The organism is Streptomyces swartbergensis (assembly GCF_002148965.1).
Lineage (GTDB): Bacteria > Actinomycetota > Actinomycetes > Streptomycetales > Streptomycetaceae > Streptomyces > Streptomyces swartbergensis.
The window spans coordinates 1-12,187 of record NZ_NGFN01000263.1 but is presented as its reverse complement, the minus strand read 5'-3'; the positions used below and the strand labels follow the sequence as shown (position 1 = coordinate 12,187).

12 protein-coding genes and 1 pseudogene are annotated in these 12,187 nt (G+C 72.5%); 5 read left to right on the top strand and 8 right to left on the bottom strand.

Annotated features, from left to right (window positions below; all coding sequences use genetic code 11):
* A pseudogene (locus CA983_RS48350) lies at nt 1-368 on the bottom strand (hypothetical protein); the annotation flags it as partial.
* 1 nt (nt 369) lies between these two features.
* Entirely contained in the window at nt 370-906 is a 537-nt protein-coding gene (locus CA983_RS31585; RefSeq protein WP_086604225.1) for an RNA polymerase sigma factor, read from the bottom strand.
* Between the two features lie 347 nt (nt 907-1,253).
* Between CA983_RS31585 and CA983_RS31580 the strand changes: the two genes are divergently transcribed.
* Nucleotides 1,254-2,270, top strand: a complete 1,017-nt coding sequence (locus CA983_RS31580) for an aspartate-semialdehyde dehydrogenase (RefSeq protein ID WP_086604223.1) — start codon at nt 1,254-1,256, stop codon at nt 2,268-2,270.
* Here the strand turns inward: CA983_RS31580 and CA983_RS31575 are convergent.
* Nucleotides 2,267-2,749: a DUF1203 domain-containing protein gene (locus CA983_RS31575; protein WP_086604224.1), complete on the bottom strand. Its 483-nt coding sequence runs from the start codon at nt 2,747-2,749 to the stop codon at nt 2,267-2,269. The genes CA983_RS31580 and CA983_RS31575 overlap by 4 nt on opposite strands.
* Here CA983_RS31575 and CA983_RS49280 point away from each other — a divergent pair.
* Both CA983_RS49280 and pepN read left to right on the top strand, forming a co-directional pair.
* Nucleotides 2,748-3,125 (top strand): hypothetical protein, encoded by a 378-nt coding sequence (locus CA983_RS49280; RefSeq protein ID WP_208637082.1) that lies wholly within the window; start codon nt 2,748-2,750, stop codon nt 3,123-3,125. The two genes, CA983_RS31575 and CA983_RS49280, sit on opposite strands and share 2 nt — an antisense overlap.
* A gap of 55 nt (nt 3,126-3,180) precedes the next feature.
* Nucleotides 3,181-5,757, top strand: a complete 2,577-nt coding sequence (gene pepN, locus CA983_RS31565; RefSeq protein WP_086604221.1) for an aminopeptidase N — start codon at nt 3,181-3,183, stop codon at nt 5,755-5,757.
* A 60-nt stretch (nt 5,758-5,817) separates the two neighbouring features.
* On the opposite strand, the gene CA983_RS31560 is transcribed toward pepN, so the two are convergent.
* The gene (locus tag CA983_RS31560; RefSeq protein ID WP_086604220.1) at nt 5,818-6,324 is read right to left on the bottom strand and encodes a DUF1579 family protein; all 507 of its coding nucleotides are present in this window, start codon (nt 6,322-6,324) and stop codon (nt 5,818-5,820) included.
* Entirely contained in the window at nt 6,321-7,400 is a 1,080-nt protein-coding gene (locus CA983_RS31555; protein WP_244207182.1) for an EamA family transporter, read from the bottom strand. Before CA983_RS31555 ends, CA983_RS31560 begins: the two co-directional genes overlap by 4 nt.
* Nucleotides 7,401-7,507: 107 nt before the next feature.
* Here CA983_RS31555 and CA983_RS31550 point away from each other — a divergent pair, with 107 nt between their 5' ends.
* Entirely contained in the window at nt 7,508-8,026 is a 519-nt protein-coding gene (locus CA983_RS31550; protein WP_086604219.1) for a MarR family winged helix-turn-helix transcriptional regulator, read from the top strand.
* Between the two features lie 38 nt (nt 8,027-8,064).
* Here the strand turns inward: CA983_RS31550 and CA983_RS31545 are convergent, their stop codons facing one another.
* Nucleotides 8,065-9,507, bottom strand: coding sequence for an FAD-dependent monooxygenase (locus tag CA983_RS31545; protein ID WP_086604218.1), 1,443 nt, complete (start codon nt 9,505-9,507; stop codon nt 8,065-8,067).
* Between the two features lie 156 nt (nt 9,508-9,663).
* Between CA983_RS31545 and CA983_RS31540 the strand changes: the two genes are divergently transcribed.
* Entirely contained in the window at nt 9,664-10,242 is a 579-nt protein-coding gene (locus CA983_RS31540; protein WP_086604217.1) for a TetR/AcrR family transcriptional regulator, read from the top strand.
* A gap of 164 nt (nt 10,243-10,406) precedes the next feature.
* On the opposite strand, the gene CA983_RS31535 is transcribed toward CA983_RS31540, so the two are convergent.
* Together CA983_RS31535 and malQ are read right to left on the bottom strand one after the other, a co-directional pair.
* Nucleotides 10,407-10,694, bottom strand: coding sequence for a hypothetical protein (locus tag CA983_RS31535; RefSeq protein ID WP_086604216.1), 288 nt, complete (start codon nt 10,692-10,694; stop codon nt 10,407-10,409).
* 61 nt (nt 10,695-10,755) lie between these two features.
* On the bottom strand, nt 10,756-12,187 hold a 1,432-nt coding region (gene malQ, locus CA983_RS31530; protein ID WP_107500300.1), incomplete at its 5' end, for a 4-alpha-glucanotransferase.

Below are 12,187 nucleotides of genomic sequence, written 5' to 3'. Positions count from 1 at the left end.
GCCCCCATCCCGGCGCCGGTTACCCCAGCCTCCGACTCGAGCCCACTCACCGCCGGACCGGCGGCCGTTCCCTCGGCGGGGGCCCGCCCCGCCGTAGGGTCGGCTTCCCCTCGGAGCTGCGCGCCGGCCACCGGCTCGATGCCGGCTGCCCCGGCCTCCGTCCCGGTGTCGCGCGCGAGCGTCTCCCCGATCAGCAGGAGCTGTTCTCGCAGCAGTGCCACGTCCGCGGCCGCCGCTCGGTGGGCTGCCATGAAGGACGCGTCCCGTCGGGCCCCCTCCGGCAGTGGGTCGTCGCCGAGCGCCGCCATCAGCGCGTCCATGCCGTCGTAATCGGCGTCGCGCCGGTCGTCGTCGTTCCGGGCGGGCATGTCACACCACCTCGTCCTCGTGCAGGCGGGCGCGCAGAGCCCGTACCGCCGTGTGCAGCCTGCTCTTGACCGTGCCCTCCGGGACGCCGAGCWGCTCGGCGATGGACCGGACCGGCAGGTCGGCGTAGAAGCGCAGCACGACGACCTGCCGCTGGGCGTCGGGCAGCTCGTCCAGGCCCTGGGCGACGGCGACGGACAGCACGCTGGTGTCCTCGCCGGAGGGGTGCTCGAGCTGCCGCAGCGCGGCCAGCCGCTCCCCGAGGCGCTCCTGGCGGCGCTTGGCCCGGTGCCAGTCCATGGCGAGGTTGGAGGCGACGACCGCCGCCCAGGCCGATACGTCCCGCGGCGCCTCCCGGCCGCTCGCGGCCCGCTCCAGCAGCCGCAGGCGGACCTGCTGTACCCCGTCCGGCAGGTCCGCCTGCGGCACCCCGCCGAGCGCGAGCACCGCCCGCACCCGGCGCTCCTGTGCCGCGTCCAGCGGATCGTCACCGGTGCCGGCGTGCGCCTCCCGGCCGCGCCGGGCCCTTCCGCGCAGCAGCACAAGCCACCCCCCTCGCCGTGTTTCTCCTACGACGCCGGCACCGCCCGGAACGTTCGGCCGCCCCGAGGAGTTTTCCGGCGGGCGACAGAGGCGTACGTCACACTCCCGTGTGGCCGAGACCGACAGGGGCAGGCGACCTTGCGGCGTATGACCCCCGGCAGACGAATTTATCCAGCTCAGCGGGGGTGGACGCCGAATGTCCGCAACCATGGAACGGGACACGTCGTCCCACTCCCCGGGCAGACCGGGGAAAGAAGTGGACAGACGGGCCTCGGTCGGCCGCATGATGGAAAAGCCTCGGCCAAGCAACGAGCACGTGAAGAGACGCAGGAGAGGGAGTCACCGTGAGGGTCGGAATCGTCGGAGCCACCGGACAGGTGGGCACGGTCATGCGCAGGATCCTCAAGGAACGGAACTTCCCGATCACGGAGCTGCGTCTGTTCGCCTCGGCCCGCTCCGCGGGCTCTGAGCTGGACGGCGTGACGGTGGAGGACGCGGCGACCGCCGACTACACCGGCCTGGACATCGTGCTGTTCTCCGCGGGCGGTGCCACGTCCAAGGCGCTGGCCGAGAAGGTCGCCTCCCAGGGCGCCGTCGTGATCGACAACTCCTCCGCGTGGCGCAAGCACCCGGAGGTCCCGCTGGTCGTCTCCGAGGTGAACCCGCACGCGATCGCGAACCGCCCCAAGGGCATCATCGCCAACCCGAACTGCACGACCATGGCCGCGATGCCGGTCCTGCGTCCGCTGCACGCGGAGGCGGGCCTGGAAGCCCTGGTCGTCGCCACGTACCAGGCGGTCTCCGGCTCCGGCCTCGCGGGCGTGGCCGAGCTGCACGGCCAGGTGCAGAAGGTCGTCGCCGAAGCCGACAAGCTCACCCACGACGGCGAGGCGGTCGACTTCCCCGAGCCGGGCGTCTACAAGCGGCCCATCGCCTTCAACGTACTGCCGCTGGCGGGTTCGATCGTCGACGACGGTCTGAACGAGACCGACGAGGAGCAGAAGCTCCGCAACGAGTCCCGCAAGATCCTGGAGATCCCCGAGCTGAAGGTCTCCGGCACCTGCGTGCGCGTCCCGGTCTTCTCCGGCCACTCCCTCCAGGTCAACGCCCGCTTCACCCGCCCGATCACCCCGGAGCGCGCGACGGAGCTGCTGAAGGACGCCCCGGGCGTCGAGCTCTCCGACATCCCCACCCCCCTCCAGGCCGCCGGCAAGGACCCGTCCTACGTCGGCCGCATCCGCCGCGACGAGACGGTGGACAACGGCCTGGCGCTGTTCGTCTCCAACGACAACCTCCGCAAGGGCGCCGCGCTGAACGCGGTCCAGATCGCGGAACTGGTGGCGGCCGAGCTGAAGGGCTAGTCCCTGCGCACCTCGTAGAGGAAACAGCCGTACTCGACGGCCCGGACGTGGACGAGCGCCACGGCCGGGTCGTCGAACGCTTCCCCGAGGGCCTGCTCGAAGCCGGCCGGCTCCTCGACCAGCCGGCCGCCCAGGATGCGGCCCTCGGCGGAGTAGCGGCGGACCGTGCGGTGGGCGTGGGTGAAGGGGAGGCCGGCGTCGGCCACCGGGCCCGCGCACTCCTCGGCGTGGATGAAGACAGGGCCCTGTTCGTCGTAGGCGCCGGGATCGACGCCCCTGTCGGCCGCCCAGCGGCGAAGCGGGGCGTAGGAGACCAGGGCGATGCGGTCACCCGGCTCGCTGCGGCCCAGACAGCAGCGGAGAGGGGCGCCGCCCTCGGTGTCGGTGAAGGGGGCCGGTGCGCGGCCCGCGTCGTCGGCCGTGCGCAGGTCCTTCAGGGTGTGCGGGTCGATGGGGCGTGCCGGGTACGTCGTCGTCATGGTCATCAGGTTTGCGCGCCCGGGCCATCGGGACCGGCGGGATCCGGACGTCGCGTTGCCCCTGTCCCGGGCCGCCGCCCGGCCCGTACGAGGGCCGCCGGCAGGGCCGTACGAGGGCCGGGAGCGCCGGGCCGCCGTGCACGCGGAGCACCGACGTCGAGCCGAAATGCGTCAGCCGCGCGGCGGTTCCGGGACGCCCTCGAAGACCAGGCCGCAGACGACGAGCAGCGTCGGGTTCGTACCGGTGGAGCGCCTGCCCGAGTCGGCGCTCGGCCTCGTGTGGCACCGGGACGGGGAGACGGCGGCGGTGCGGGAGTTCGTCCGGGCCCTCGCCGGGCGAGGGGTATCCCTCGGAGACGCCCAGGTCGTCGCCTGATGCCAAGCTGCCGTGGAAAGATGGCGCAACCCACCCATACCGAGGAGATGACCGCGTGCCTGGCACAAACCTGACCCGCGAGGAGGCGCAGCAGCGGGCGAAGCTGCTCGCCGTTGACTCGTACGAGATCGAACTCGACCTCTCCGGCGCGCAGGAGGGCGGCACCTACCGGTCCGTGACCACGGTGCGCTTCGACGTCTCGGAGAACGGGGCGGAGTCGTTCATCGACCTGGTGGCCCCGGCCGTGCACGAGGTGACCCTCAACGGCGACTCCCTCGACCCCGCCGACGTCTTCGCGGACTCCCGGATCGCCCTGCGCGGCCTGCTGGAGGGCCGCAACATCCTCCGGGTGGTCGCCGACTGCGCGTACACCAACACCGGTGAGGGCCTGCACCGTTTCGTCGACCCGGTCGACGACCAGGCCTACCTCTACACCCAGTTCGAGGTGCCGGACGCCCGCCGGGTGTTCGCGAGCTTCGAGCAGCCGGACCTGAAGGCGACCTTCCAGTTCACCGTGAAGGCGCCGGAGGGCTGGACCGTCATCTCCAACTCGCCCACGCCCGAACCGCAGGACAGCGTCTGGGTCTTCGAGCCGACGCCGCGCATCTCGACGTACATCACGGCGCTCATCGTCGGCCCGTACCACTCGGTGCACAGCGTCTACGAGAAGGACGGCCAGTCCGTCCCGCTCGGCATCTACTGCCGTCCCTCGCTCGCCGAGTACCTCGACTCGGACGCCATCTTCGAGGTGACCCGGCAGGGCTTCGAGTGGTTCCAGAAGAAGTTCGACTACGCGTACCCGTTCAAGAAGTACGACCAGCTGTTCGTGCCGGAGTTCAACGCGGGCGCGATGGAGAACGCGGGCGCGGTCACCATCCGCGACCAGTACGTGTTCCGGTCGAAGGTGACGGACGCGGCGTACGAGGTGCGCGCGGAGACCATCCTGCACGAGCTGGCCCACATGTGGTTCGGCGACCTCGTGACCATGGAGTGGTGGAACGACCTGTGGCTGAACGAGTCGTTCGCCACGTACACCTCGATCGCCTGCCAGGCGCACGCGCCCGGGAGCCGGTGGCCGCACGCGTGGACCACCTTCGCCAACTCCATGAAGACGTGGGCGTACCGGCAGGACCAGCTGCCGTCCACGCACCCGATCATGGCCGAGATCCGGGACCTGGACGACGTCCTGGTCAACTTCGACGGCATCACGTACGCCAAGGGCGCCAGCGTCCTGAAGCAGCTCGTCGCCTACGTCGGCATGGACGAGTTCTTCCGGGGCGTGCAGGCTTACTTCAAGCGCCACGCCTACGGCAACACGCGCCTGTCCGACCTGCTGGGCGCCCTGGAGGAGACCTCCGGCCGCGATCTGAAGACGTGGTCGGAGAAGTGGCTCCAAGCGGCCGGGATCAACATCCTGCGCCCGGAGATCGAGACGGACGCGGAGGGTGTCGTCACGTCCTTCGCCATCCGCCAGGAGGCCCCGGCCCTGCCCGCCGGCGCGAAGGGCGAGCCGATGCTGCGCCCGCACCGGATCGCCGTCGGCCTGTACGAACTCGACGACGACAGCGGCAAGCTGGTCCGCGACGAGCGGATCGAGCTGGACGTGGACGGCGAGCTGACGCCCGTACCGCAGGTGGTGGGCAGGCGCCGCCCGGCCGTGATCCTGCTCAACGACGACGACCTGTCCTACGCGAAGGTCCGCCTGGACGAGCAGTCCCTGGCCTTCGTGACGGAACACCTCGGCGACTTCGAGTCCTCCCTCCCCCGCGCCCTGTGCTGGGCGTCGGCCTGGGACATGACCCGCGACGCCGAGCTCGCCGCCCGCGACTACCTCTCGCTGGTGCTGTCCGGCATCGGCAAGGAGTCCGACATCGGCGTCGTGCAGTCGCTGCACCGCCAGGTGAAGCTGGCGGTCGACCTGTACGCCGACCCGGCCGCCCGCGAGGCGCTGCTGGCCCGCTGGACCGACGCGACGCTGGCGCACCTGCGGGCGGCGGCGCCGGGCAGCGACCACCAGCTGGCGTGGGCGCGCGCGTTCGCCGCGACGGCCCGCACGCCCGAGCAGCTGGACCTGCTGGACGCCCTGCTGGAGGGCTCGAAGACGATCGAGGGCCTGGTCGTCGACACGGAGCTGCGGTGGGCGTTCGTGGAGCGGCTCGCGGCGGTGGGCCGGTTCGACGAGACGGAGATCGCGGGCGAGTACGACCGTGACCGTACGGCCGCCGGTGAGCGCCACGCCGCCACGGCCCGCGCGGCCCGGCCGACCCCGGAGGCCAAGGCGGAGGCGTGGGCGTCGGTCGTCGACTCCGACAAGCTGCCGAACGCCGTGCAGGAGGCGGTCATCGCCGGCTTCGTCCAGACCGACCAGCGCGACCTGCTCGCCCCGTACGCGGACCGCTACTTCGAGGTGGTCAAGGACATCTGGGACTCCCGCTCCCACGAGATGGCCCAGCAGATCGCCGTCGGCCTCTACCCGACGGTCCAGGTCTCCCAGGAGACCCTGGACAAGACGGACGCCTGGCTGGCCTCGGCCGAGCCGAACGCGGCCCTGCGGCGGCTGGTGTCGGAATCGCGCGCGGGCGTGGAGCGCGCGCTGCGGGCGCAGGCGGCGGACGCGGCGGCCGGGGAGTAGCCGGCCACGGAAGCGGTGGGGCGCCCGGACGTCCCACCGCTTCCGCTCATCCGATGTCGCTCATTCGACCCTGACGAGCCTGACCTTCATGGACGGCCGGTACGCCGTCCCGTCGTCCATGCGCTCGTGCAGGACGGTCTGCACACGGTGGCCGTCGCTGAACTCGACGGTGGAGCGCGTGGTCTTGCCCTGGTAGGTCCAGGTGTCGCCGCGCGCGACCAGGCTGCTGACGGTCACGTTGCCCCGGCTGTCGAAGAAGTGCGATGTGTAGGCGCCGCTCGTCTCGTCGTAGCCGATGATCTCCGTGCCGCCGACGTCGAGCCCTCCGATGCGTCCGTAGGCCGTGTGGAGGAGGAAGAACCCGCCAGGAGCCCACTCGTACACGTCGGAGGTCGTGATCGACGCGCCGGGGCTGCCGTCCTCCTCGATCATGTGGCCCTCGTTGATCCACCGGCCCACCCACACGCCCAGCGCCTCGTGCCCGGGCCCGCGTACGGCTCCGGGGCCGCCGGCCTGTTCGGCGCCCCGGTTGACCGCCACCACGCGTGGTGCCGTCTCGTCCGTCATGTCCGCTCCTCCCGTAACAGGGACCAAGGTGCCCAGGCTCTCAGGGACGGCCGCTCATGCCGGCCGCGGCCTGCCGCAGCGGGCCGAGCACCCTGTTCAGGGCGAGCCGCTCCCGGCGCCTCGCCGTACCGCCGCGACCATGTCCGCACCGGCCGGTCCGCGCCGAGTTCCCGCGTACCGGCAGGCGCCTTGCCCCCCGACCCGAGCAGGCCCGGCCCGCCGCGACCGACGATCTGTCCCGCCACCGTCGCCCCGAACGCCAGCGCCATGCCCGCCAGTTGCACCGGTGTCAGCGCCTGGCCGAGTGCCGCCCAGCCGACGACGGCCGCCGTCAGCGGGGAGAGCGGGCCGAGGAAGGTGACCTGGGTGGCGGTGAGACGGCCGATGCCGCGGAACCACAGCCAGTACGCGACCGCCGTGTTCGCGACGGCGAGGTAGAGGTAGCCGCCGACCGCCCGGCCGTCCAGCGCCGGCGGCGCGCCCTCGACGAGGACGGCGAGGGGCGCGATGAGCAGACCGCCCGCGGTCAGCTGCCAGCCGGTGAGGGCCAGCGGGCCGACGCCCTCGGGGCGCCCCCACCTCTTGGTGAGCACGGTGCCGGTGGACATGGACGCGGTGGAGGCGAGGGCCGCCAGCACGCCCAGCGCGTCCAGCGCCCCGGCTGCCTGGAGCACGACCAGGCTGACGCCGAACGCGGCCACGATCCCGGTGAGCAGCGTGCGCGACGACGGCCGCTGCCCCAGCAGCAGGGCCGAGAGACCGACCACGAACAGCGGGCCCACCGAGCCGACGACCGCCGCCATGCCGCCGGGCAGCCGGTACGCGGAGAGGAACAGCAGCGGGAAGAAGGCGCCGATGTTCAGCGCGCCCAGCACCAGCGACTTCCACCACCAGGCGCCGCGCGGCAACACCCGGGCGAGGGCCAGCAGGAGCAGGCCGGCGGGCAGAGCGCGCAGGAGGCCGGTGAACAGGGGGCGGTCGGGCGGGAGGAACTCGGTGGTGACGGCGTAGGTGGTGCCCCAGGAGACGGGGGCGAGGGCGGTGAGGGCAATGAGAGCCGGGCGGGAGGTGGCCATGGGAGGCACCCTTCGAAGTGAGTCGATGGAAGATAGCTTAGCTCTAAGCAACTTTCCATCAAGCCACATTCTTGCCGACGACCCACAGCCGGGCGGATACTCGTGCCATGAGCGAACGCCCCGAGCAGCGCAAGGACCCCGTCGACGCGATCATCGACCAGTGGGCGACGGTGCGGCCCGACCTCGACACCGCCGCCATGGAGGTCTTCGGCCGCATCTACCGGCTCTCCCGCGCGATGGGCGAACGGACGGAGAAGGCGTACGCGCGGTTCGGGATCGGCCGCGGGGAGTTCGACGTCCTGGCGACCCTGCGCCGCGCCGGCGAGCCCTACACGCTCTCGCCCCGGCAGCTCTCGGCCACGCTGATGCTCACGACGGGCGGCATGACGGGCCGCCTCGACAAGCTGGAGCGCGCCGGCCTGCTGCGCCGCTCCCCCGACCCGCACGACCGCCGGGGCCTGAAGGTCACACTCACCGACAAGGGCCTGGAGCTGATCGACGAGGCGGTCGGCGCCGGACTCGCCGTCCAGACGGAGGCACTGTCCGGTCTCGGCACCGAGCAGGCCGCCCAACTGGCGGAGCTGCTCAGGGAGTTGCTCCGGACGACGGAGGGCCCGCAGGACTGAGGGCCGGGGTGCCGGCACCGGGCGGGCCCGCCGAGGTGCTACCCCACGTGTGCGGCGACGGCCGCCTCGATCGCCCGGGCGTCCGCCGAGTCAGCCGCCCATGCCGCGTACCCGTCGGGCCGCACCAGCACGGTCGTACGGCGGTCGCTCGCCCAGCGCTCCACGGCCAGCCGGTCCTCACGCTCGGCCCCGGCCTTGTACGGCTCCGGGGTGATCAGCACGAACCGGCCGCCCCGCATCGCCTCGTGGAGGCGACCGCCCCCGGCCAGGGCGACGTCCGGGACACGCAGGCCGGTGAAGCGGTGGGAGCCGCGGGGCGCGGGGTAGCGGTAGCCGATGCCGGTGACCTGGCCGAGCGCCTTGCGGCGGGCCGGGCCGACGGTGCCGAGGAAGGCCGCGAAGGCGGTGCGCAGGGCGATCGTCCAGGGCCGCCGGGCCATGGCGGCACGCACGATGCCGCCGCTGCTGCGCAGCACCGTCCTGCCGACGGGGTGACGTTCGGCCTGGTAGGTGTCGAGGAGCGCATCGGCCGCGTGCCCCTTGAGGACGGCGGCCAGCTTCCAGCTCAGATTGGCCGCGTCCTGGAGGCCGGTGTTCATGCCCTGGGCGCCGGCCGGGGTGTGGACGTGCGCGGCGTCACCGGCGAGGAAGACGCGGCCGGCACGGTAGGCGGGTGCCTGCCGCTCGTCGCTGTGGAAGCGGGACATCCAGCGGGGGTCGTGCATGCCGAAGTCACGGCCGAGGGCGCGCCGGGTGGTCTCCCTGATCTCGTCGAGCTCGATCGGCGCGTCGTCGGGGAGTTCGCGGCCGCGGTCCCAGCAGACGACGCGGTGGTAGCCGTCGCCGAAGGGGACGAGGAAGGCGAAGGCGTCACCGACGGCGTCGAAGGTGAGCAGTTCCCCGGGTTCCTCGGTCACCCGTACGTCCGCGAGCATGACGGAGCGGATCACCGAACGGCCGGGGAACGGCAGCCCGATGGCGTTGCGCACCGTGCTGCGCATCCCGTCGGCGCCGACGACGTACGCCGCGCGCAGCGTCTCCGTGCCTCCCCCGGGGCCGCGGACCTCGACCGTCACGCCCTGCGCGTCCTGCGTCAGCCCGGTCACCTCGGTCTCGTGCCGGAACCGCGCCCCGGCCTCCAGCGCCCTCCGCTCCAGTGCCTGCTCCACCTCGTACTGCGGAAGGACGAGGAGGTGGTTGAAGCGGGAGGGAAGCGTGGAGAGGTCGAGGCTGAGCCGGCCGTAGAGGCGGAACCGGTCGAGCGACCGGCCGACGGCTTCCAGTTCGTCGGCCAGCCCTCGGGCGTCGAACTGCTCCAGTGTGCGGGCGTGCAGGACGAACGCGCGGGAGAGGCTGCTGATCCCGTGCGGGCGCTTCTCGACGACGGTAACGGGGACGCCGGCGGTGGCCAGGTCGCCGGCCAGGAGCAGGCCGGTGGGGCCGGAGCCGACGACGATCACGGTGCGGGTGGTGTCGCTCATCAGAGCCTCCTGTGGGCCAACACGTGTTGGTCGATGACCGTTGGTCAACACCCGTTTGCCAACAATCGTTGACCAACGATCGTTGACCAACGTAGAGCCGCACACCCACCTCGTCAACGCTTGTTGGCCTACATGTGTTGGCCTACGCTCGTTTGCATGCCCGACAGCAAGCACACCGCCCTCTCCAGGCGCTCGGACACCACCCGCGCCGCCATCCTCCACGCCGCCCGCGAGCGTTTCGCCGCCGACGGCTACGAGCGCGCCACGATCCGCACCATCGCGCGGGACGCGGGCATCGACCCTTCCATGGTGATGCGGTACTACGGGAGCAAGGAGGGCCTGTTCGCGGCCGCCGTCGCCGTCGATCTGAAACTGCCCGACCTGGGCCCGCTGCCCCGGGACGAGATCGGGTCAGCCCTCGTGACCCACTTCCTCGCCATGTGGGAGGAGAACGAGGTGCTCACGGCGCTGCTCCGGGTCGGTGCCACCAACCAGGCCGGGGCCGAGCGCATGCAGGGCATCTTCCAGGAGCAGCTGCTTCCGGTCGCCCGCCAGGCGTGCCCCGACCCCGAACAGGTCCCGGTGCGGGCCGCGCTCACCGCCACGCAGCTGCTCGGGATGGCGCTCACCCGGTACGTCCTGCGCCTCCCGCCGGCCGTGGCGCTCAGCCGCCAGGAGATCGTGGCGTGGCTGGCGCCGACGGTGCAGCGCTATCTGACGGCACCGAATCCCTGACTCCCGGCCGATTCCCGGCCGATTCCCGGCCGACACCCCGCCGACTCCCGGCCACCGGGAAAGCCGAGGGCGCCGCCCCGGTCGTCGTACGGCGGCATGCGCGTACGTACGACGGGGACGGCGCCCTCGGAAAAGGTGCGTGACGGACTCGAACGAAGCCCTGGTCAGGCCTTCGCGTCGGCCTTCGTGCCAGGCTCGGTCCTGATGTTGGAGCTGGTCGGGTCCTTCTTCTTGTGCGACTTGTCCCCGACCATCACCAGACCGGCGATGACCAGGTACAGCACGATCGGGGCCACGACGAAGAGGCCCAGCGTCTCGATGACGCTCAGGCCCGGACCGGGGTCGTCACCGTCGTCGCGCGTGAGCGCGGAGGCGGGCGACGACATGAGCAGCATCATCAGCGTCGTACCGGCGGCCAGGGCGCCGGCGCGCAGGGCGTTCTTCTTGTCCACGGTGCCAAAAGTATCCAACGCCGGTCGGGGCCGCGCGCCCGGGGTGCCGTAAGAGGCGTCCTCAGCCGCCCGACGCCTCGGGCGGTTGTCTCAGAACCTCGATGAGGGCGTGCAGCCGGGGCGAGGCGGCCAGGTCCTCCAGGGTCACGGGACGGCCCTCCGCGTCCGCGATCGGCAGCCGCCAGTTCGGGTACTGGTCCCACGTTCCCGGGAGGTTCTGCGGGCGTCGGTCGCCCACCCCGTCGGGGAGCCAGACGCCGACCATGCGCGCCGGGGTGCGCAGCAGGAAGCGGTGGACGGCCTGGATCTCGGCCTCCTCCGAGGAGGTGTCGGTACCGCCGGTGCCGTTCAGCAGGCCGAGCTCGGTGAGCAGGGCCAGCCACTCGGCGGTGTCGGCGGCGGCCTCGGCGCGCTCCTCCTGCAGCGGGCGGGTCAGCAGGCCCAGGCTGTCGCGGAGCTCGACGTGCTCGCCGGTGAGGCGGGCGGCCGTGGAGGGCAGATCGTGGGTGGTGGCGGTGGCCAGGCAGTCGGCACGCCAGTGGTCGGGGGGCAGTGGGCGGCCGTCGCCCTCCCAGTCGCGTTCGAACCACAGCACGGACGTGCCGAGCACCCCGCGCTCGCGCAGCGCCTCGCGCACGCCCGGTTCGACGGTGCCCAGGTCCTCGCCGATCACCAGGGCTCCGGCCCGGGAGGCCTCCAGGACGAGGACGGCGAGCATGGCCTCGGCGTCGTAGCGGACGTACGTACCCTCCGTGGGCGGGTGGCCCAACGGCACCCACCACAGGCGGAACAGGCCCATGACGTGGTCGATGCGCAGGGCTCCGGCGTAGCGGAACAGGGCACGCAGCAGCTCGCGGAAGGGGGCGTAGCCCGACTCGGCCAGGCGGTCGGGGCGCCAGGGCGGCAGGCCCCAGTCCTGGCCGCGGGCGTTGAAGGCGTCCGGCGGGGCGCCCACCGACATGCCGGCGGCGAAGTACTCCTGCTGGGCCCAGGCGTCGGCGCCGCCGGGGTGGACGCCGACCGCGAGGTCGTGCACGATCCCGACCGGCATGCCGGCCTCGCGCCCGGCGCGCTGCGCGGCGGTCAGCTGGCTGTCGGTGAGCCAGGCGAGCCGGGACCAGAAGTCCACCCGGTCCATCAGTCCGTTGCGGGCACGGACGGTCTCGGCCGAGCGCGGGTCGCGCAGGCCGGTCGGCCAGCGGTGCCAGTCGGGGCCGTGCACCTCGGCGAGCGCGTACCAGGTGGCGTGGTCCTCCAGGGCCTGGCCCTGCTCGGCGAGGAAGTCGCAGTAGGCGGCGCGCCTGCCGGGGCCGAGCGGAACCTCGCACAGCAGCTGAAGCGCCTCCCGCTTGAGCTCCCACACGGCGTCGCGGTCGATCAGCGCGCCCTTCTCCAGCACCGCTTCGCGCAGCCGGCCGGATCTCTCCAGCAGCGCGCGCAGCCGCTCGCGGTCCTCGACGTACGCGCACTCGGGGACGTCCTCGATGCGCAGG